At 71.9% G+C, this 20,508-nt stretch carries 18 protein-coding genes; 12 read left to right on the top strand and 6 right to left on the bottom strand.

The window, feature by feature from the left end; translation table 11 throughout:
• Positions 1–10 precede the first annotated feature (10 nt).
• Together OHU89_RS31200 and OHU89_RS31195 are read left to right on the top strand one after the other, a co-directional pair.
• Entirely contained in the window at positions 11–2,848 is a 2,838-nt protein-coding gene (locus OHU89_RS31200; RefSeq protein ID WP_405647786.1) for a condensation domain-containing protein, read from the top strand.
• The gene (locus OHU89_RS31195) at positions 2,845–3,771 is read left to right on the top strand and encodes a diiron oxygenase (RefSeq protein ID WP_405647785.1); all 927 of its coding nucleotides are present in this window, start codon (positions 2,845–2,847) and stop codon (positions 3,769–3,771) included. The genes OHU89_RS31200 and OHU89_RS31195 overlap by 4 nt, the downstream gene beginning before the upstream one ends.
• Before the next feature lie 65 nt (positions 3,772–3,836).
• Here the strand turns inward: OHU89_RS31195 and OHU89_RS31190 are convergent, their stop codons facing one another.
• From OHU89_RS31190 to asnB, 3 genes are read right to left on the bottom strand one after another with little or no spacing between them, the layout of a single operon-like run.
• Entirely contained in the window at positions 3,837–5,900 is a 2,064-nt protein-coding gene (locus tag OHU89_RS31190) for a condensation domain-containing protein (RefSeq protein ID WP_405647783.1), read from the bottom strand.
• Positions 5,893–7,446 (bottom strand): AMP-binding protein, encoded by a 1,554-nt coding sequence (locus OHU89_RS31185; RefSeq protein WP_405647781.1) that lies wholly within the window; start codon positions 7,444–7,446, stop codon positions 5,893–5,895. Before OHU89_RS31185 ends, OHU89_RS31190 begins: the two co-directional genes overlap by 8 nt.
• The gene (asnB, locus tag OHU89_RS31180) at positions 7,446–9,284 is read right to left on the bottom strand and encodes an asparagine synthase (glutamine-hydrolyzing) (protein WP_405647779.1); all 1,839 of its coding nucleotides are present in this window, start codon (positions 9,282–9,284) and stop codon (positions 7,446–7,448) included. Before asnB ends, OHU89_RS31185 begins: the two co-directional genes overlap by 1 nt.
• Before the next feature lie 188 nt (positions 9,285–9,472).
• Here asnB and OHU89_RS31175 point away from each other — a divergent pair, with 188 nt between their 5' ends.
• Together OHU89_RS31175 and OHU89_RS31170 are read left to right on the top strand one after the other, a co-directional pair.
• Entirely contained in the window at positions 9,473–10,177 is a 705-nt protein-coding gene (locus OHU89_RS31175; RefSeq protein WP_405647777.1) for a uridine kinase, read from the top strand.
• Between the two features lie 31 nt (positions 10,178–10,208).
• Positions 10,209–10,535 (top strand): DUF6281 family protein, encoded by a 327-nt coding sequence (locus tag OHU89_RS31170; protein WP_405647775.1) that lies wholly within the window; start codon positions 10,209–10,211, stop codon positions 10,533–10,535.
• A 175-nt stretch (positions 10,536–10,710) separates the two neighbouring features.
• On the opposite strand, the gene OHU89_RS31165 is transcribed toward OHU89_RS31170, so the two are convergent.
• Positions 10,711–11,454 carry a SigE family RNA polymerase sigma factor gene (locus OHU89_RS31165; RefSeq protein WP_405647773.1) on the bottom strand — a complete coding sequence of 248 codons (744 nt, stop codon included), beginning with the start codon at positions 11,452–11,454 and terminating at the stop codon, positions 10,711–10,713.
• Positions 11,455–11,684: 230 nt separating this feature from the next.
• On the opposite strand from OHU89_RS31165, the gene afsQ1 reads away from it, so the two are divergent.
• From afsQ1 to OHU89_RS31140, 5 genes are all read left to right on the top strand, one after another.
• On the top strand, positions 11,685–12,362 hold the full coding sequence (afsQ1, locus tag OHU89_RS31160; RefSeq protein WP_405647771.1) for a two-component system response regulator AfsQ1: 678 nt from the start codon (positions 11,685–11,687) through the stop codon (positions 12,360–12,362).
• Positions 12,359–13,909, top strand: a complete 1,551-nt coding sequence (locus tag OHU89_RS31155) for an ATP-binding protein (protein WP_405647769.1) — start codon at positions 12,359–12,361, stop codon at positions 13,907–13,909. Before afsQ1 ends, OHU89_RS31155 begins: the two co-directional genes overlap by 4 nt.
• Positions 13,906–14,550: a hypothetical protein gene (locus OHU89_RS31150; protein ID WP_405647767.1), complete on the top strand. Its 645-nt coding sequence runs from the start codon at positions 13,906–13,908 to the stop codon at positions 14,548–14,550. Before OHU89_RS31155 ends, OHU89_RS31150 begins: the two co-directional genes overlap by 4 nt.
• A gap of 71 nt (positions 14,551–14,621) precedes the next feature.
• Positions 14,622–15,173: a VanZ family protein gene (locus OHU89_RS31145; RefSeq protein WP_405647764.1), complete on the top strand. Its 552-nt coding sequence runs from the start codon at positions 14,622–14,624 to the stop codon at positions 15,171–15,173.
• 90 nt (positions 15,174–15,263) lie between these two features.
• Positions 15,264–15,473 carry a PspC domain-containing protein gene (locus tag OHU89_RS31140; protein WP_405647762.1) on the top strand — a complete coding sequence of 70 codons (210 nt, stop codon included), beginning with the start codon at positions 15,264–15,266 and terminating at the stop codon, positions 15,471–15,473.
• A 73-nt stretch (positions 15,474–15,546) separates the two neighbouring features.
• Here the strand turns inward: OHU89_RS31140 and OHU89_RS31135 are convergent, their stop codons facing one another.
• Positions 15,547–15,906: an ATP-binding protein gene (locus tag OHU89_RS31135; protein ID WP_405647760.1), complete on the bottom strand. Its 360-nt coding sequence runs from the start codon at positions 15,904–15,906 to the stop codon at positions 15,547–15,549.
• A gap of 138 nt (positions 15,907–16,044) precedes the next feature.
• Positions 16,045–17,208, bottom strand: coding sequence for an adenosine deaminase (locus OHU89_RS31130; RefSeq protein WP_405647758.1), 1,164 nt, complete (start codon positions 17,206–17,208; stop codon positions 16,045–16,047).
• 113 nt (positions 17,209–17,321) lie between these two features.
• Between OHU89_RS31130 and OHU89_RS31125 the strand changes: the two genes are divergently transcribed.
• From OHU89_RS31125 to OHU89_RS31115, 3 genes are all read left to right on the top strand, one after another.
• Positions 17,322–18,083, top strand: a complete 762-nt coding sequence (locus tag OHU89_RS31125) for an alpha/beta hydrolase (RefSeq protein ID WP_405647756.1) — start codon at positions 17,322–17,324, stop codon at positions 18,081–18,083.
• A gap of 152 nt (positions 18,084–18,235) precedes the next feature.
• Positions 18,236–18,880 (top strand): choice-of-anchor M domain-containing protein, encoded by a 645-nt coding sequence (locus OHU89_RS31120; RefSeq protein WP_266888758.1) that lies wholly within the window; start codon positions 18,236–18,238, stop codon positions 18,878–18,880.
• The gene (locus OHU89_RS31115; protein ID WP_405647754.1) at positions 18,877–20,508 is read left to right on the top strand and encodes a choice-of-anchor M domain-containing protein; all 1,632 of its coding nucleotides are present in this window, start codon (positions 18,877–18,879) and stop codon (positions 20,506–20,508) included. The genes OHU89_RS31120 and OHU89_RS31115 overlap by 4 nt, the downstream gene beginning before the upstream one ends.

Genomic DNA, 20,508 nt, shown 5'->3' with positions numbered 1-20,508 from the left:
GGAGAACCCCATGACCGGCGCCCCCGTGGTGCTGCCTCTGACACCCCAGCAGCGAGGCGTGTACTTCCTGCACTGTCTGGCTCCGGACAGCGCGGTGTACAACGTGCCGATCGTGCTGCGGGTGCGCGGCGGTCTGGACCGTGAGCGGCTCCAGCGAGCGGTGGACGTGCTGGTGACCCGGCATCAGGCGCTGCGGCTGACGGTGCGGGAGAGCGACGGGCAGGTGCTCCAGCTGATCCACCCCGCGGACGCGGCGCCCCGGGTCGAGGTGAACTGGACCTCGCTGCCGGGCGCGGACCTGACCCGGGCGGCCGCGGAGGTGGTGCGGTATGCGGGCCGGCCCTTCGATGTGGTGCGCGGTCCCCTGATGCGGGTGGACGTGGTGGAGCTCGGTGGCGAGGAGCACGCGGTGTCGCTGTGCTTCCACCACCTGATCATCGACGAGATCGCGGCGACCGCGCTGGCCGGCGAACTGTACCGGCTCTACGAGGACCCCGCCGCCGTGCCCGGCACGGGCCCCGAGCACGAGTACGCCGAGTTCTGCGCCGGACTGCTGGCCGAGCCCGACCCGAAGGGCCTCGGCTTCTGGCGGGAGCGGCTGGCCGGGCTGCCGGTACTGCCGCTGCCCGAGGAGCATGTCCCCGAGGACCACGGCCTGTTCACCGGTGACCGGGTCGGCTTCACCGTGCCCGAGGCCGTCTCGGCGCGCGTCGCCGAGGTGAGCCGCGCCCACCGGGTCTCGGAGTTCATGGTGTTCCACGCCGCGCTGCTGGTGCTGCTGCACCGGTGGACCGGCGCCGAGGACATCGCCGTGGGCACGCCGATGAGCGGCCGGGTCGACGAGCGGTTCGCCCAGACCGTGGGCTTCTTCCAGAACACGGTCGTGCTGCGCGGCACGGTCGACCCCGGGCAGACCTTCGCGGCGCTGCTCAAGGCGTCCCGGCGGACCGTGCTGGAGGGTCTGCAACGCCAGCACGTGCCCTTCGAGACGGTCGTGGACGCGGTCCGGCCGTCCCGGGAGTCCACCCGCAACCCGCTGTTCCAGGTGGCGCTGGTCTTCAACCGGCGCAAGGTCGAGCAGGACTGGAGCCTGCCGGGCCTGACCGTGGAGCCGCTGCCGTTCCCGTGGCCGACCTCGCACTTCGATCTGGCGCTGACCCTGCTGCACGAGTACGGGGTGCTCAAGGGCGACTTCGCCTACAGCGCGCAGCGGTTCTCCCGGGCCACGGCCGAACGGCTGACCGCGGTGTTCCTGCGGCTGCTCGGCGGGCTGCTGGCGGACCCGGACGCGCCGGTCGGCGACATCGACCTGATGGACGCCGAGGAGCGGGCGCGGGTGCGGGAGCTGAGCACCGCGAGCGGCCGGCAGGTGCTGGACGGACGGGGGCGGCCGCTGCCGCTCGGCTTCCACGGCGCCGTGCACACCGCGGACCCGGCGGACGGGCGTCCGGTGCCGACCGGGGAGCGCGGCCGGTTCGCCGCGGACGGACGGTTCGAGCTGTGGCGCGACCCCGTCGAGGCGGCCCTGGAGGCTCATCCGGGTGTGCTGGCCGCCGCCGTGGTGCGGCTGCCCGCCGCCGAGGACGGGAGCGGTGAGCAGCTCGTCGCCTGTGCCGTGCCGCGCCCGGGCGTCGAACCGCCCGCGGCGCGCGAGCTGTCGGCCCATCTGCAGGCCCGGGTGCCGGCGCATCTGCTGCCGCAGCGGGTCGTCGTACGGGACGAGGTCCCCACCGGGGCGGACGGCCGCCCCGATCCGGCCGCGCTGGCCGCCGTGCCCGAACCGGCCGAGGGGACGCCGGAGGAGACCGCCGACGACGCTCCGCGCGATGCCGTCGAACGACGGCTGGTGGAGCTCTTCGAGGAGCTCCTCGGCGTGCCGGGACTCGGTCGCTACGACAACTTCTTCGACTACGGCGGCCAGTCGCTGCTGGCGGTCCGGCTGGTGGCACGGGTCGCCGAGGAGCTGGGCCGCCCGCTCGGCGTCGGCGTGTTCATGAACAACCCGACCGTGGCCGCCCTGGCCCGGGCCCTCGCCGAGGACGGGGACGGCACCGCCGACCCCGCCGGTCTGGTGCGTCTGCGCACTCCCGCGGGCGACCCGGCGGACGTGGCGGTGGCCCTGATCCACCCGGTCGGCGGCACCCTCATGTGCTACGCGCCCCTGGTCGGTCTCCTGCCCGAGCACACCGAGGTGGTCGGCCTGGAGCGGGTCGCGGGCGCCCACCCCGACGACACCGCCTACGCGGACCTCGTCGACCGGTACGCCACCACCCTGGCCGACGCCCTGCCCGGCCGCCGGATCGCCCTGCTGGGCTGGTCGCTCGGCGGTGTCCTGGCCCACTCTGTCGCCGACCGGCTCACCGAACTCGGCCACGACGTCGTCCTGGTGGCCCTCCTGGACTCCCTCGCCCAGCGCACCGCCGAGGACGCCGAGCGCATGTCCGCCACCTCCGCGGAACTGCTCGCGCTCGCCGGTTCGGTGCTCCGGGACGGCACCGGTGTCCTCGGGACCACCGCCGGGCAACGGCTGCTCATGCGGCGCTTCGGCGTCGACCTGGACCTCCTGCGCGACACACCCGCGGACCAGGCCGCCCGCATGCTGGAGGACTGGTCCCGGCTGCTCGGCCTGGTGGCCGAGTGCGCCCCGGCGAAGACCACCGCACCCCTCCAGCTCTTCCTGTGCGCGGACAACCCGGCCGGCTACCCGGAGGCGCTGGCCGCGAGCTGGGAGGGGCTCGGCGGAGCGCTGGAGCTGTGCCGGGTGCCCGGGACGCACATCGAGGTGCTCGCGTCCCCCGCGGTGGAGCAGGTCGCGGCGGCGTTCACCGAGCGAACAGGACGGTCATGACGGAGCCCCGCGTCGCCGCCGACTGGTACGAGAACGCCGGGGTGCGCGGCGGCCCGCGCCGGATGCTCCAGGAGGATCGCGAGGCCGGACTGAAGGTGTTCCCCGAGCATCTGGTCCCGCATCTGCACCACGAGGGACTGGCCGGCCTGGGGGCGGACACCCGGCAGGCGCTGCTCACCCAGCACTTCTACCAGTACATGCTGTTCACCTCGCACCTGGAGACCAAGGTGGTCAACCGGGGGGCGGCGATGGTGGCGCACGGCGAGACCGACGTCGACCTCGGGCCCGGTGCCCGGCTGGACGCGTTCAAGATCTACAGCGACGAGGCCTACCACGCCCTGTTCAGCCTGGACGTGGTGCAACAGGTGGAGAAGACCACGGCGGTGCCGGTACTGCCGTACGACTTCGCACCGCGCATGGCCCGCCTGGACCGTACGGGCCACGAATTCCTGCCGGACCAGGGCTCGTTGGCCCACATCCTCCAGGTCGTCGCCTTCGAGACCGTGGTGACACGGATGCTGGCGCGGATCCCCCGCGACGAGACGGTGTTCCGGGTGGTGCGCGAGGTCGTGGGCGACCACGTCCGCGACGAGGTGCACCACCACGCCTACTTCACCCGCTACTTCAAGGAACTGTGGGCGAGCCTGTCCCCGGCGACGCGCGTCAAGGTGGCGTGCGCGATGCCGCACTTCGTCAACGACTGTCTGCGCCCGGACCTCGACCCGGTGCGGTCGGCCCTGCACACGGCCGGCGTGAGCGCCGACCTGGCCGAGGAGGTGCTGCGCGACTGCTATCGCGAGGAGATCCTCGCGGCCGGCGTACGGGACGCGGGCCGGCACACGCTGGGGCTGTGCGAGTCGGTGGGCGCGTTCGACATACCCGAGGCCCGCGAGCAGCTGCATCTGCTGGGGCTGACGGACTGACGGGTCCCGGGCGGCGGCGCGGGCCGCCCGGGGCTCATTTCCTCGCGTACGTCATGGCCGGTACGTCACTTCTCCAGCGCCGCCGCGAGCGCGACGCCGTCGACCCGCCCGGACGCCAGCCGGGGCAGCCGGTCGAGGACGTGCACGATGGGCGGGGGCCAGCCCGCGGGCCAGGCGCGGCGCACGGCACGGCGCCACACACGGGGGTCGGGGTCGGTGCCCGCGGTCGGCACCACGGCGGCCCGGACCCGCAGCGCCCCGCCGTCGCCGGTCACGACCGCGGCCTCCTGGACACCGGGCAGCGCGGCGAGCACCGTCTCGGCCTCGGCACGGTCCAGGGTGCGCCCGACCCACTGCCGCACCTGGTCCGCGGTGCCCAGCAGCCGGACCCGGCCGTCCGCGTCGATCCAGGCACGGAACCCGCCGGGACGCGGGTCGTCGCCGACGCCCAGCAGCCCCGCGATCCCCCGGGGCAGGGTGCGCCCCTCGGGGTCGGTCACCCGCAGCGGGCGGCCGGGCGCCGGGTCGGTGAGCCGGATGCCGTACGGGTCCTGCGCCCGCCAGTCGCACACGCCGAGCCGCCCGAGGGCGGGGTCGACGACGTCCAGCAGGACGCGCCCGCCCGCACTTCGGTACGCGGCGACCGCGGGCGTCGGCAGGAACTGCTCGACGGGACAGTGCACGACCGGGGTGACCGCCGGGCCGGTCGCCGCCGCGGCGGCGAGTTCGGGGAACGACCCGCGCGCGGTGGGCGGCAGGGTGTCGGTGTCGCCGTCCGGTACGGGGTCCTCGGCGGGACGTACGTGGGACTCGGCGAAGGTGTGCAGCGGGGCGTCGGGCCGCTCCGTGAGGGCGCCGAGCAGACGGGTGAAGTCGGCCGTGAGGCGCCGCGCGCCGGCCTGGTCGAGGGCGGCCGGGGTGAAGTCGAGCCGTCCGTAGGCGGCGTCGCCCTCGCGGCGCAGTTGCAGGATGAGGTCGAAGGACCGCGTCGAGTTGGGCGCGAAGAAGTCCCAGTCGAACTCCAGCCCCGCCACCTCGCCCAGATCGCGCGCGACCGACGGATAGGACACGCCGATCCGGTCGAAGGCGCCCTGGCTGACGTCCACGCCGTGCCGTCGGCGCAGTTCGCGCAGGACCCAGCTGAACGGGACCCGGCGATGGCGGTGGACGAGGCCGAGCGCCTCCCCGGCGGCCGCCAGCAGGTCCCGGAACGTCGTCTCGGGTGTCACCTCCATCAGACACGGCACGACGTTGATCTGGAGGCCGATGTGGTCCCGGGTCTCGGGCACGCTGGTGTCCACCGGGATGCCCAGGACGAAACGGCGGTTGCCGTACCCGTGCAGGACCGCTGCGGCGCAGGCCACCAGGCCGGTGAAGAAGCTGACGCCCGTCCGCCGGGTGAGCTCGCGCAGCCGGGCGCAGTGCTCGGCGGGCAGGTCGAAACGGGGCGTCGGCCGTACCGCGGCGTCCTCGGCGGTGCCGGCGGAGCGGGGCAGGACCAGACCGGGCAGGTCGAGCAGACCGGCGGTCAGCCAGTACTGGACGACGTCGTCCAGCTCCTCGTCGATCGCCGGGTGTTCGGGCAGGGCGTGGTTCTCGCGCGAGGGGCGGGGGCCGGTGGCGAGGGCGCGCAGGAACTGGCGGGCGAAGACGAACTTGGAACGCCCGTCGAAGGCGATGTGGTGGACGCCGACGACCAGGGTGTGCCGGTCGGGTCCGTGCGTCAGCAGGGAGAAGGTGATCGGCGAGCGGGTGGTCAGATCCCAGGGGCCGACCCGGTGCGCCCGGTACCAGTCGCGGGCCGCGGCAAGCTCCTGCCCCGGTGCGGCCGCCACCCCCAACTCCTCGAACTGGAGCACCTCCGCCGCCGGACGGATCGCCATCCGCGCCTCGGCCCCCTCCGTGACCAGCCCTCTGAGCTGCGGATGATCCTCACACACGGCCAGACACGCCGCCCGCACCCGCTCCGCGGTCACCCCACCGCTGATGAGCACCGACAGAAACCCACCGTTGATGGACCCCGGATGCAACTGCTGCTCCAGCCACATCGCCTCCTGCGCGGGAGACAACCGCACGAGCACCGGCGCACCGACCGACCGCCCGTCCGTCACCTCCGTCACGTCACCCACGCGTTCCCCCCGCCCCCACCGCGTCCGGCAGTTCGCGGCGGGCGAGCTTCCCGTTGGCCGTCAGGGGGAGCTCCGGTACGAGGACGAAGCGGGCCGGGACCATGTAGTCGGGCAGGGCGGCCGCGCAGGCGGTGCGCAACGCACCGACATCGGGGGCCCGGTCCTCGCCCGCCGGGACGACGTAGGCCTGCAGCGCGGTCGTGCGGTCCGTGCCGAGGCCCACGACGGCGACCCGGCGCACTCCGGGGACCCGGCTCAGCACGGCCTCGACCTCGCCCGGCTCCACGCGGTACCCGCGGACCTTGAGCTGGTCGTCGATACGGCCGACGAAGTGCAGCAGGCCGTCCTCCAGGCGCACCAGATCGCCGGTGAGGTAGCCGCGCCGGGTGCCGCCGTCGACGTACGGCAGCTCCTGGAACCGTTCCTCGGTCAGCCGCTCGTCGCCGAGGTACCCCGTGGCCAGGCAGCGGCCGGTGACGACGAGTTCGGCCTCCTCGCCCGCGGCGAAGGGTCCGAGGACCCCGTCCCGCAGCCGCAGCAGCCCGGCGCCGGCCACGGAGCCGCCGAGCGGCGGATGCGCGGGCCAGGCGGCCGGGTCCGGCGGCAGCCGGTACTCGGTGACGACATGCGTCTCGCTGGGGCCGTACTGGTTGACCAGGGTCGCGTCCAGGCCCGCGAACAGCGCGCGCACCTCGTCGTTGACGACGAGCCGCTCGCCCGCGACGACGACCTCCCGCAGCGCGGGCAGCCGATGGCCGGTCACCGGCACCGCGACGGCCAGCGCGTGCAGGGAGGCCACCGGCAGGAAGGCGCGGGCGATGTCGTACCGCTCCAGTACGGCGGCGAGCAGGAACGGGTCGCGGCGGGTGATGTCGTCGACCACGACCAGCGGCGCGCCCGCGACCCAGGCGGCCACCAACTCCTGGAACCCGACGTCGAACCCGACGGACGCGGCATGCAGCGTGCGCGGCACCTCGCCCCGCTCCCACCCGTCCAGATGCCAGCCGGCCAGCCCCTCGAGAACCACCGGCGGAACCGCCACGCACTTGGGCGTCCCCGTGGAACCGGAGGTGGCGACGACGTAGGCGACAGGACCGCTCCGATCGACCGCGGGCCCCCCGCTCGCGCCCGAGCCCGGACCGGCTCCCTCGGGCGTCCCTTCCGCGGTCCGGCCCAGCGTCCCGGCCCCGAGCGTCGTCACATCCGGACCGAGCTCAAGGGGTGCCGGGGCGTCGGTCAGGGTCAGCCGGACGTCCGCCGCGTCGATGATCCGGGCCAGGCGGTCGGCCGGCAGCCCCGGGTCCAGAGCGACGACCGCCGCTCCCGCCCGCCAGATGCCGAGCACGGCCGCGCACCGCCACCAGCCGCGCCCCGCCAGCACCCCGACGTACGCGCCGGGCGCCACGCCCCGTTCGGCGAGCGCGGCCGCGATCCGGGCGGAGGCGGCGTCCAGCCGGGCGTACGTGTACTCGGTGTCCTCGTGCACCACCGCGACCCGGTCCGCGTACTTCTCGCACGCGGCGACCAGCAGCTCGGTGAGCGGCATCAGAGCTCGACCCGTACGCCGGACTCGAACCAGTGGTCCATCTGCACGGCCGCCTCGATGCTCATCCGGGTCACCCCTGCCCGCAGCCCGTAGGTGGGGTCGGTCAGCACGGACTCGACGCGCGCGGGGTCGAGCAGGTCGTTCACCCGGGCCCCGGGCCGCTCGGTGATCTCCTTCAGCTGGGCGCGCAGCGTGGTGCGGTAGGCGGGGTCCTGGACGGTCGGGTACGGCGACTTCTTCCGCTGGAGGACCGCCTCCGGCAGCAGGTCACGGACCGCGGCCCGCAGCAGGCTCTTCTCCCGCCCGTCGGCGACCTTCATCTCCCACGGCACGTTGTAGACGTACTCGGCGAGTTCGTGGTCGCAGAACGGCACCCGGCCCTCGATGGACGCGGCCATCCCGAGGCGGTCCTTGCGGTCGAGGATGACCCGCAGATAGCGGGTCATGTTGAGGTACGTGATCTCCCGCATCCGGCGTTCGTGCGCGGACTCCTCACCGCTCAGCGGAACCTCGGCGACGGCCTCCTCGTAGCGGGCCTGGGTGTACCCGGCGAAGTCGAGCTCGTGGTAAAGCTCCCGGTCCAGGAGCCCGGACAGGAACTCCATCTGGTGCGAGGCGCCGAGCCAGGGGAAGGTCCTGGACTTCACGTAGAACGGGTCGTGGAACCACATGTATCCGCCGAACAGCTCGTCCGAGCCGTCCCCGGTGAGGGTGACCGTGCAGAAGCGGCGGACCTCCTGGGAGAGCCGGTACAGCGACACGTACATGTCGAGTCCGGCGACGGGCCGCTCATGGGCGCGCACCACGGCCGCCTGGGCCTCGCGGTCGGCCAGGTGGTCCCGGTCGACCAGCAGTTCGCGGTGGTCACTGCCCAGGTGCGCGGCCATCTTGGCGACGTAGGGGGCGTCCGGGGAGTCGTGCACCTCGTCGGGGCGGAAGTTCTCCAGGTGGTAGGCGAACTCCATGGAGAAGGTCTGGAGCCGGTCGCCGCCGCCGAGGGAGCGGTTGACCAGGGCGCAGACGGCGCTGGAGTCCAGGCCGCCGGAGAGCATCGAGGAGATCGGCACGTCCGAGATCACCTGGCGCCGGACGATGTCCTCCAGCATCTCGCGCACGGTCCGTTCCGTGGTGGCGAGGTCGTCGGTGTGCTCGCGCGGGGTGAAGTTCCAGTAGCGGGCGCGGCTGACGCCGGCGCGCGAGTAACGGACGACCTCGCCCGGGATCACCTCCCGGGTGTGCTTGAACACCGACAGGCCCGGGGTGGGGGTGAAGGACAGTGCCTCCAGCAGTCCCGTCCGGTCCACGACCGGCTCGACCAGACCGGTGGCGAACAGCGCCTTGGGTTCGGAGCCGAAGGCGAAGCCGCCCGGGGTCTCGGCGTAGAACAGCGGGTAGATGCCGAACCGGTCGCGGATCAGGACGAGTTCCTCGGTCCGTACGTCCCACACGGCGAAGGCGAACATGCCGCGCAGCCGTTCGGCGCAGGCCGGGCCCCACTCCTGGTAGGCGCGCAGCACCACCTCGGTGTCGCTGCGGTCGCGGAACTCATGGCCGCGGCCGCGCAGTTCCTCGCGCAGCTCGGCGAAGTTGAAGATCTCGCCGGTGTAGTTGAGCACGACGGTCTCGCGGCCCGCCGCGTCGGTGGCGACGGCGGGCTGGTGTCCGCCCGACAGGTCGACCACGGCGAGCCGGCGGGGCACGAACAGGGCTCTCGGAGAGGACCACTCGCTGACTTCGTCCGGACCGCGCAGGGCGAGCGCGCCACGCATCGACTCGACCAGGTCGGAGCGGTGCGCGAGGTCCTGGGTGAAGGAGACAAGGCCGACTATGCCGCACATGGAAAGAGCGCTCCCAGCGTCGTGTGCAGGGTGACGAAGGCGAGGATCACGCGCGACGCACCCGTGCGTCACCCCGGTTGGCAGCTAGTTGCCAGGTCTGGTGTTGTGGCTTCCCGGGCCGCGTGCCGCGTGCGAACCGGCGACTCGCCCAGGGTGACCGGATCCGCACCGACGGTGGTCGACATGTGATGCGCACTGCAAAGCCGGTCCGCGGGGTCGATGAACAGCAGGTGAATGCCGCACACTGGTGTCCCGTGAGTTCCCCTTCGTCCATACCGACGCGAGTCGTGCTGCTCTGCGGCCCCTCCGGCTCCGGCAAGTCCCTTCTCGCGGCCCGTTCCGGTCTTCCGGTCCTCAGGCTCGACGACTTCTACAAGGAGGGCGACGACCCGACTCTGCCGCTGGTGGCGGGGAGCTCCGACATCGACTGGGACCACCCGGAGTCCTGGGACGCGGACGTGGCCGTCGCGGCGATCGTCGAGCTGTGCGGCACGGGCCGTACGAACGTCCCGCAGTACGACCTCTCGCTGAGCGCCCGCACCGGCGCGGAGACCGTCGACATCGGCCGGACCCCGCTGTTCATCGCGGAGGGCATCTTCGCCGCGGAGATCGTCACGCGCTGCCAGGAGCTCGGCGTGCTGGCCGACGCCCTGTGTCTGAGCCGCGGTCCCGTGCAGACGTTCCGGCGCCGGTTCCTGCGGGACCTCAAGGAGGGCCGCAAGTCGGTGCCGTTCCTGCTGCGACGCGGCTGGCGGCTGATGCGGCAGGAACGCACGATCATCTCCCGGCAGACCGCGCTCGGCGCCCACGCCTGCGACAAGGACGAGGCACTGGGCCGACTGGCCGCGGCCGCGGCGGGACGCCGTCCGGCGGCTTCGACACCGGCGGGCTGAACGCCTTCGGCGCCTTCCGCGTCGTAGGGCCATGACGATCACACGTGGAACCCTGCTCGTGGCGGCCGCGGCGCTGCTGGCCGCCACCGGATGCACGGGCGGCGAGGCCGCGGCCTCCTGCTCGGGCCTGGTGACCTACGACAGCCGTGACTATCTGCCCACCGAGAAGTCCGTCTTCACCGTCGGCGAGCGGCTGGGCACCGCCACGGTCGGGGAGTGCGACGACACCCCGAACGACTCCGGGGACGGCATCCCCGAGAGCAGGACCGGCGCGTACCGCATCGAGGGGGTCGATCCCGCCGTGGGCATCGCCGTCGGTGACAGTGCCGCCGAGGCGGCTCCCATGACGGCCGGCTGACCACACACCAAAAGCGGGACTGGACGGACCCCCCGGCCCTCCAGTCCCGCTCTTTGGTGCTTCCCCCGTGATGGTGCTTCCCCCGGTTTCCCCCCGGTACTGCTCCCCCGTGTTACCGCACCACCGCGCTACCGCTCCCCCGCGGTGCTCCCCCGTGGTGGTGCTCCCCCGACCCTCAGGCGACAAGCTCCCCGAAGGCGTCCTCCTCGTCACGGCCGAAGCTGAGGACCTCGTCCTCGCGCAGCCGGCGGAGCGACCGCCAGATGCTGGACTTCACCGTGCCGACACTGATGTCGAGGATGTCCGCGATCTCCGGGTCGGTGCGGCCCTCGTAGTAACGAAGGACCAGCATCGTCCGCTGGAGTTCGGGCAGCCGGGCCAGCGCCTGCCACAGGACCGCACGCAGCTCGGTGCCGCGCATCGCGTCCGTGTCGCCGGGCGTCTCCGGCAGTTCCTCGGTCGGGTACTCGTTCAGCTTGCGGCGGCGCCACGCGCTGATGTGCAGATTCGTCATCGTCCGTCGCAGGTATCCCCCGACGGCCGCCTTGTCACTGATCCGGTCCCAGGCCCTGTACGTCGAGAACAGCGCGCTCTGCAGCAGGTCCTCGGCCTCGAAGCGGTCACCGGTCAAGTGGTAGGCGGTTGCGTACAGGGAGGCGCGGCGCTCCTGGACGTAGGCGGTGAACTCCGCCTCCGACAGCGAACGACGCTCCCCCGAGTCCTCCCTGTACGCGCTTCCCCCGTGTGCTTCCCCCGTGGAACCGTCAACCACCGTCATGTACGCGGTGTGCTGACGCCCAGCGCCGCGAGCGCACCCCCGCCCGCTCACGGCGCCGGACTTCTCGGAACCCCGGCCCCCGTTCACGTCGTGCAGACGCGTGATCACTGCGCTGGTGCTGTTGCTGTGCAGCGTGTTCATCTCGCGCCCCCCGTCGTGGACTTCCGGTGTTCTGCTTTCCAGGCTGTGCTTCCTTGCCTGTGCCGAGAAGCTTGCCCTCGCACCTTCATGGCCGTGTCCGCCGACTGTCACAGACCTGTCACAGGGGTCGGCCTCAGGGAAGACACAGCTTGGTCACAGAGAGCAGCGCTACACGTACGTACCTGTACAGGTGTCGATACCGCACCCCGCCATGGGCCAGAATGAGCCCCGTGCCTTCCCTGTTGCTGATCGAGGACGACGACGCCATCCGTACGGCCCTGGAGCTGTCTCTGACGCGCCAGGGTCACCGGGTTACCACGGCTGCCACCGGCGAGGACGGCCTGAAGCTGCTGCGTGAGCAGCGGCCGGACCTGATCGTGCTGGATGTGATGCTGCCCGGCATCGATGGTTTCGAGGTGTGCCGGCGCATCCGGCGCACGGACCAGCTGCCGATCATTCTGCTGACCGCGCGCAGCGACGACATCGACATCGTGGTCGGACTGGAGTCCGGCGCCGACGACTATGTCGTCAAACCGATCCAGGGGCGGGTGCTGGACGCCCGGATCCGGGCCGTGCTGCGGCGCGGGGAACGCGAGTCGACCGACGCGGCGAGCTTCGGCTCCCTGGTCATCGACCGCGCGGCGATGACCGTCACGAAGAACGGCGAGGACCTCCAGCTCACGCCCACCGAGCTCAGGCTGCTCCTGGAGCTGAGCCGGCGGCCCGGCCAGGCCCTGTCGCGGCAGCAGTTGCTGCGGCTGGTCTGGGAGCACGACTACCTCGGTGACTCGCGCCTGGTGGACGCCTGTGTCCAGCGGCTGCGCGCCAAGGTCGAGGACGTTCCGTCGTCCCCGACCCTGATCCGCACGGTCCGTGGTGTCGGCTACCGGCTGGACACGCCTCAGTGACCCAAGCGCAAGGGGGGATCCGCGGCTGGGCCGCGGCTCGCAAGGGACATCTGACACGACTGCGCTTCACCAGTCTGCGGCTGCGGCTCGTCGTGGTCTTCGGGCTCGTGGCGCTCACCGCCGCGGTGTCCGCGTCCGGGATCGCCTACTGGCTCAACCGCGAGGCGGTGCTCACCCGCACCCAGGACGCGGTGCTGCGCGACTTCCAGCAGGAGATGCAGAACCACGCGGGCCTGCTGCCCGAGCTCCCCGAGCGGTACGAACTCCAGCGCACCGCACAGGAGATGGCCAACAGCAGCCAGCGCTTCAGCGTGCTGCTCGTCGCGAAGGACTCCGACGGCGAGGCGCTGTACGCCAACTCCGGGGCCCTGAACGGCTTCGCGGTCCAGGACGTCCCCGAGTCGCTGCGGGCCGCGGTGAACGAGACGCAGGAGGTCGACTCCTCCAACAAGTACGCGTACCACCTGTACTGGCAGCGGATCGTCGACGACGGCACCCCGTATCTCGTGGCCGGCACGAAGGTCATCAACGGCGGCACCACCGGCTACATGCTCAAGTCGCTGGAGCCGGAGGCGAAGGACCTCAACTCCCTTGCCTGGTCGCTCGGTATCGCCACCGGTCTCGCGCTGATCGGCTCGGCGCTGCTCGCGCAGGCCGCCGCCACGACCGTACTGAAGCCGGTGCACCGGCTCGGGGTCGCCGCCCGCCGGCTCGGCGAGGGCAAGCTGGACACCCGGCTGAGGGTGTCCGGCACCGATGAACTCGCGGATCTGTCACGGACGTTCAACGACGCGGCCGAGGCCCTGGAGAAACGGGTCGACGACATGGCCGCGCGGGACGAGGCGTCCCGGCGGTTCGTCGCCGACATGAGCCATGAACTGCGTACGCCACTGACCGCGATCACCGCCGTGACGGACATCCTGGAGGAGGAGCTGGAGGCGGAGTCGGGTTCGATGGACCCGATGATCGAGCCGGCGGTACGGCTGGTGGTCAGCGAGACGCGGCGCCTCAACGACCTCGTCGAGAACCTGATGGAGGTCACCCGCTTCGACGCGGGTACCGCCCGTCTCGTCCTGGACGACGTCGACGTCGCCGACCAGATCACCGCCTGCATCGACGCGCGCGCCTGGCTGGACGCGGTGGACCTGGACGCCGAACGCGGCATCCACGCCCGGCTCGATCCGCGCCGCCTGGACGTGATCATGGCGAACCTCGTCGGCAACGCCCTCAAGCACGGCGGTTCGCCGGTGCGGGTGGCGGTGCGTGCGGCGGACGATTCGGTCGTCATCGAGGTGCGGGACCACGGGCCCGGCATCCCGGAGGACGTCCTGCCGCACGTCTTCGACCGGTTCTACAAGGCGAGCGCGTCGCGCCCCCGCTCCGAGGGCAGCGGACTCGGCCTCTCCATCGCCCTGGAGAACGCCCATATCCACGGCGGCGAGATCACCGCCGCGAACTCCCCCGAGGGCGGCGCGGTCTTCACGCTGCGACTGCCCAGGGACGGGTCGGAGCTGGCGCAGGAGGGCGAGGGGGAGAAGAACTCATGAGCGTGACGCGAGGGCGGGGGCGGCGGGCCATGGGCACCGTGACCATACGACGGCTGCTGGCGCTGCCCGTGCTGGCGGCGCTGGCCACCGGGTGCGGTATCCGGGCCACCGAGGTCCCGACGGACTTCGGGCCCGCGCCCTCACGGGTGCACTGCTCCGTCTCGGAGCCGGACATCTCCGCGCAGTCCTCGCGCGGGCTGGCGGTGCAGGTGTTCCTGCTGTGCGGTTCGTCGCTGGTGGCCGTCGACCGGACGGTGAGCGTCGAGGACGGTACGGCGGACTCGCGGCGGCGGGTGCTGGTGGCGCAGGAGCTGCTCAACGAGCTGGCCGCGGCGCCGTCGGCCGGCGAGGCGGAGGCCGGGTACCGGACGACCGTGCGCGACGGCATGAGGGTGACCGGGCCGCGCTCCGAGGACCCCGAGGACACCCTCCGGCTGAGCTTCCCGCCGGATGCCCTCGCCAAGTCCTCCCTCGCCCAGATCGTCTGCACGTTCTCCGACTCGGCCGCCGCAGAGGGCGACGGCTCAGTCATCCTCGGCGGCCCGGACGGCGCTGCCCTGCGCCGCTACGAGTGCACCGACGAGGTCCGCGCCGAGCCGAACAGCGCGAAGCCGCCGTCGACGGAGGTCACGGACGGCTGACGTACGGGTGTGGCGGACGCCTCACCCGTATGCCCGGAACCGATCCCGCCGCACCCCGCGTCTAGGGGGTCGTGCAGCGTCAAGGCTCCATCGGCAGCAGCGCCGTGATCCGCATGCGGGCGGCGGGGGGTTTCCTCCTCGTCGCGCATCTCGCGTTCGTGGCCTGGCTCACCCTGCGACCGCTGGACATCCCGTGGATGACGCCACCGAATCTCACCCCGCTCGCCGGGATCCGGGCCGATCTGGCCCTCGGCTGGCCGCAGGCCGCCCGGCGGATCGGTGAGGCGGTCGCGCTGCTGGCCCCGCTGGGGGTGCTGTTCCCGCTGGCGCACGGCAGGCTGTACGTCTCCCCGCTGGCGTCCCTGATCCGTTCGGTCGCCGCGGGCGCCCTGATCTCCCTCGGCATCGAACTGCTGCAGACCGGCGTCCCCGGTCAGATCGTCGACATCGACTCGGTCCTCCTGAACACCGTGGGTGTGGGCCTCGCGCACGCCGCCTTCATCCCCGCGGGCCGCGCCTGGTTCCGCCGCAGGTCCCGGTCCCCCAGGCGGGCGGCCGTCCTTGCGGAGGAGCCCTCTCAGGGTCGTACCCCGACGATTCCCAGGGTCGGGATCGCACCGTAGAGCGACGCTTTGCCCCCTTCGTCTCCGTAGTGTCGAAGACAGACGAGGCAGCCGGAAAGGCAGCCCGACGACGCTCACGAAGGAGCCGCAATGTCCCGCCTTGCCCGCCCCACCAACGGCCGCATGATCGGCGGAGTGTGTGCCGCGCTGGCACGGCGCTTCGGCACCTCCGCCACCACGATGCGGGTGATCTTCGTACTCTCGTGCCTGCTGCCCGGCCCGCAGTTCCTGCTCTACATCGCCCTGTGGATCCTGTTCCCCTCCGAGGACAAGGTGAACAAGACGCAGGCGGCCTGGTAACCGGCCTTCCGCACCTACGCCGATGGGGCGCACCCCGTACCAGGGGTGCGCCCCATCGGGGCGTTCGGCGGGTTCAGCCGAGCGGGATCCCGTTCAGCGGCAGGCCCTGGGTGGGCAGCCCGGTCTGGCCGACCGGCAGACCGCCGAGCAGACCGGCGACCGGCTTGGTCGGACCGTCGGCGAGCGCGCTCTGAGCGGCGGGCGTCACGGCGGCCGGACCCGCGGCGACCGCCGGCTGCGCCTGCGACAGCGCGTCACCGGTACCCGGCAGCGCCTTGGCGACGTTCTCCGCCGGGAGCGTCTTGGTGACGGTGTCCAGCGCCTGGGAGGCGTCCGGAACGGCCGGGGCGGCGTTCGCGGCACCCGCACCGACGGCGGTGAAGGCGGCACCGAGGGCGGCGACACCGAGGGTCTTGGCAGCAGACTGCTTCATGAAAATGCGTCCTCGAATGGGATGACGGTGATGTGAGCGGTCCACGACCGTAAACACGCATCGGCATCCGCCGCAAACATCGAAATGCGGACGGATTGTGAATACCCGTCCGCATTTCGATTCCCGCGAGATCCCCAATCAGCCCTCTTCGACCACAGAACCGCTGGTGGAGGCGGTCTGCTGGAACAGCCATTCGGACTTCAGCTCGGCATATCCGGGCTTGACGACGTCATTGATCATGGCCAGTCGTTCATCGAAAGGAATGAACGCTGATTTCATCGCATTGACGGAGAACCACTGCATGTCGTCGAGCGTGTAGCCGAATGCTCCGACCAGATGCTCGAATTCCCGACTCATGCTCGTACCGGACATCAGCCGGTTGTCGGTGTTCACGGTGGCCCGGAAGTGCAGCCGGCGCAGCAGCCCGATCGGGTGCTTGGCATAGGAGTCGGCGGCCCCGGTCTGGAGGTTGGAGCTCGGGCACAGCTCCAGCGGGATGCGCTTGTCCCGGACGTAGGAGGCGAGCCGGCCGAGCTTGACCGAGCCGTCCTGGTGGACCTGGATGTCGTCGATGATGCGCACCCCGTGACCGAGCCGGTCGGCACCGCACCACTGCAGGGCCTGCCAGATGGAGGGGAGCCCGAAGGCTTCGCCGGCGTGGATGGTGAAGTGGTTGTTCTCGCGCTTGAGGTACTCGAACGCGTCGAGGTGCCGGGTGGGCGGGTAGCCGGCCTCGGCGCCCGCGATGTCGAAGCCCACCACGCCCAGATCGCGGTAGCGGTTGGCGAGTTCGGCGATCTCCAGGGCGCGGGCGGCGTGCCGCATCGCGGTGAGCAGGGCGCCGACGCGGATGCGGTGGCCGTTCTCGCGGGCGATCCGCTCCCCTTCACGGAAGCCCTCGTTGACGGCCTCGACGACCTCTTCGAGGCTGAGCCCGCCTTCGAGGTGCTGCTCGGGGGCGTACCGCACCTCGGCGTAGACGACCCCGTCGGCGGCGAGGTCCTCGGCGCACTCGGCGGCGACCCGGACCAGGGCCTCACGGGTCTGCATCACACCGACGGTGTGGGAGAAGGTCTCCAAGTACCGTTCCAGCGAACCGGAGTCGGCGGCCTCGCGGAACCAGATGCCGAGCTTGTCGGCGTCGCTCTCGGGGAGTTGGGCATACCCGGTGTCCCGGGCGAGCTCGACGACGGTGCCGGGGCGCAGCCCGCCGTCGAGGTGATCGTGCAGCAGAACCTTGGGTGCCCGGCGGATCTGGTCCGAGCTCGGGGTGGTTCCCGTCCGGTCAGTCTGGCTCGTCATTCACGCACTCTAACTCCTACGCGCGTAGATCGCTCGCTGTACAACTCCGTCGATACGTAACGGTGACCGCCCCGACGGGTGGAGTACACGGACGCTTCTGACACTGTTCTGTCATGGCACAGCAAGCGACGCCGGTTCGCACGGCCCGGCTGGGACGGGCACTCGGTCCGGAACCGACGGCGGTGAGCGGGGTGGTGCTGCTGCTCCCCGGCGGCGAGGAGAACTCCGACCGCAGACCGTCCTCCATGATGGCGACCGCGTCCGTCCGCGCCCTCGGCCGCCGGCTGGCGCGCGCGGGCCGGGAGGACGGCCTGGCCGCCCATGTCGTCCACTACCGCTACCGCGGCTGGAACGGCACGGAGGCACATCTCGCCCGGGACGCCGACTGGGCCACGGAAGAGGTGGTACGGCGCTACGGCGACGTCGCCGTGTGTCTGGCCGGCGTCGACATGGGCGCCCGGGCCGCGCTGCACGCGGGCGGCCACGAGGCCGTCAACTCCGTGCTCGCCATCGCCCCTTGGCTGCCCGAGGAGGACGTGGCGGCGCCCCCCGAACCGGTGAAGCAGCTCGCGGGCCGACGGGTGCTGATGGTGCACGGCACGAACGACGCGCGCACGGACCCGGAGCTGTCGTTCCGGCTCGCGGCGCGGGCGAAGAAGGCGAACCGGGACGTGTGCCGGTTCGAAGTCCACTCGGACGGCCATGCGTTGCGCCAGCACCGCGACGAAGTCCACGCGCTGGCCGAGGACTTCGTCATGGGCTCGCTGTTCGGCCGCGCGTTCTCCCGCCCCGTCGAGGACGCCCTGGCCGCTCCGCCGCCGCTGGGGCTGCGGATGCCGCTGGCGGCGGGCTTCGGGCGGTCGCTGCGGCGGTAGCCGACAGCACCGCCCGGCGGTGACCGGCACCGTCACGCGCTTCACAGCGCCCCCACACCCGTCTCATGACCCCCTTGCCACTCTTTACTGAAAATGATTATCGTCTTTACGTGCCCATGGGGGCATGTCCATGACCTAAGGGGGGTCCTCTTTTGCGTACCCGCAACCGTCTGCTGACCGTCGCCGGCCTCGCCGCCGCCACGCTCGCCACCGCCGGCCTCAACTCCTCGGCGTTCGCCGCGACGACGCTGTCGTCCGGCCATGTCGACGTCCTCGACGCCGACTGGGACGGCTCCGCGCTGAGCCTGCACGCCCATGACGAGGAGAACGACACCGAGTACGACCCCGCGGACCTGACGCTGGCCGTCCCGGCCGCCGCGAAGGTCACCAACCCGGGCTACACCTTCCTCGGTTCGGGCAGCCAGGTCTGGCTGCTGCCGGACACCGAGGCCGAGGCGACCGCCGCCGGGGTGCTCTTCCCCGGCGTCTCCACCGAGCATCTGACCACGGGGGTCTTCGCCAACAACAACGTCACGTTCACCCTCGTCAGCGCCACCCGCAACGGTGCCGCGACCGAGGACTTCAGCGTCTACGCGGGCAGCGGCAGCCGCTGGTTCGACAGTGACACCGCGACCGGCAGCTTCAAGTCCAGAACCTTCGCCGTCGCCACCCACAACCACGCCAACTGGGCCTTCGAGGAGGCCGGCACCTACCAGCTGACGTTCCGGGTCTCCGGCACGGTCGGCGGAGTCGCCAAGACCGCCACCGGGACCTACACCGTCGTCGTCAGCTCATGACGGAAGCCCTGACGCGCGGCGGGCGCGCCTTCACGGCAGCCGCTCTCACCACGACGGCAGCGGTGCTCCTGTGCGCGGCAGGGCTGGTCGTCGCCGGCGGCAGCGGGGACGCCCGCGCCGCCGGCGGTGCCGTCGTGCTGGACGAGGGCGAGCTCGACTTCACGCCCCGGCAGGTGGACGGCAGGCTGCAGTTGCAGATCGACGACCGCGCAGGTGGCTCCACGGTCGTACGCGAACCGTCCGAGGTCGTCCTGCACGTCGTACCGTCCGCCCTCCAGTACACGCCGGACCCGGTGGCCACGGCCCTGGGGACCACCAACATGGACTCCTGGCAGCTGGGCGGCTGGGAGGCGGCGAACATCTTCGCGGCCGAACCGGGCTGGAAGGGCACCGAGGCGGGCGGGGACACCGAGGTCGCGCTGTCCGGGTTCGAGGGGCCAGGGGTCTTCGGCCTGGCCACGTACACGCGTGAGATCGACAGTGTGAACGGCCCGGCGATCGCCCATCTCGGCAGCGCTGAGGGTGTACCGCGGTCCTTCACCCTGGCCGGGGACACGGAACGGCTGCCGCCCATCTGGCAGTTCACCGCGGAAGGCGTCTACCGGCTCACCTTCACCGTGACCGCGGGCGCCGCCACCGACACCGAGACGCTGGCCGTGGTGGTGGGCGACGACGTCGATCCGTCGACCGTGCCGCCCGGCGACGGGACCACGCCGACACCGTCCGCGAGCCCCACTCCGACCCCCACCGCCACGACGCACGTCATCTCCGAGGGGCACGTCGACATGGCCGCCCGGAAGGTCGACGGCGAGCTGGAGTTCCAGCTCAAGGAGGGCTCCGAACTCGACCACACATGGCACGAGCCGGGCAGGGTCGTCCTGCACGTACGGCCCGCCGCCAAGCGGAAAATCCCCGAGGGATACGACTTCCTCGGCACCCCGGGCGACGCGGTGTGGTGGCTGCCGTTGCAGCAGAACGCCGGGATCGTGTGGCCCGGCTGGAACACCAGGGAGTTCCCCAGGACCGACCTCGACGGCAAGGTCTCCTTCCGGCTGGACTCCGTCCAGGGTCCGGGGAACGTCGCGATGTTCTACAGCGACTCCACGGGCACCCCGGTCGTCCCGCTCAACAGCGGCGACGGACTGCCCGACACCCACACCCTCGCCGGGGGCACACACGCCCACTTCGACTGGGCCTTCTCCTCCGAGGGCGTCTACCGCACCACCTTCACCGTCAGCGCCGCGCTCGCCGACGGCACGCGGGTCGGTGACACACAGACCCTCGCCTGGGTGGTCGGGGACGACACCGATCCGTCGACCGTGACACCTGGGACGGGGGACGAACCGACGGCCACACCCACGACGACACCGACGGCGAGCGCGAGCGAGACCGGCTCGGCGACGCCCACGGCCACCGCTTCAGCGTCGGCATCGACGTCGGCCTCGGCTGCCGCTTCCGGGTCACCGGGTGCGGCGGCCCCCGGGGCGGCGGTGAGCGTCGACGGCACGTCCGGCTCGCTCGCCTCCACCGGTGCCCAGGCGCCGACGGTCGCGGGGATCGCGGTGGCCGCCCTGGTGATGGGTGGCGGTGCGGTGTTCCTCGTACGACGACGCCGTACGACCGATTGA

Origin of the sequence: Streptomyces sp. NBC_00019 (assembly GCF_045041015.1) — a bacterium.
In the GTDB taxonomy this organism is placed as follows: Bacteria; Actinomycetota; Actinomycetes; order Streptomycetales; family Streptomycetaceae; genus Streptomyces.
Note: the sequence above shows the minus strand (reverse complement) of the source record. Positions and strands in the feature narration are given on the sequence as shown.